Source organism: Aliidiomarina celeris (assembly GCF_003316875.1).
GTDB classification, from domain to species: Bacteria; Pseudomonadota; Gammaproteobacteria; order Enterobacterales; family Alteromonadaceae; genus Aliidiomarina; species Aliidiomarina celeris.
This window is the reverse complement of sequence record NZ_QMIL01000053.1, coordinates 1-219: the sequence shown is the minus strand read 5'-3', so window position 1 is coordinate 219 and position 219 is coordinate 1. Positions and strand designations below refer to the sequence as shown.

1 protein-coding gene is annotated in these 219 nt (G+C 47.0%); it reads right to left on the bottom strand.

The genetic code is table 11. From position 1 onward, the window contains the following. On the bottom strand, positions 1-219 hold a 219-nt coding region (locus DQW12_RS13425), incomplete at both ends, for a transposase (protein ID WP_157957937.1).

The following is a 219-nucleotide window of genomic DNA, read 5'->3' as shown; positions in this document are numbered from 1 at the left end:
AGCTAGTGCAGATAAAGCTTTAGCTTTGCTCATGCGCTTTTGAAAGCGTTGCAATAATTGTTGAGCGCCCGAGTTGCCTCTGAGGTACAAAACCGCCGCTTCAGAGAAGGCGTAAGAAGCAAATTTTTGAACCGACTCGAAGCGTTGAATATCGCCGATTTCGTAGAGGATGGTCAGCGCGAGTATGCGACCAATACCTGGGATTGTTTTTAGCAGGTA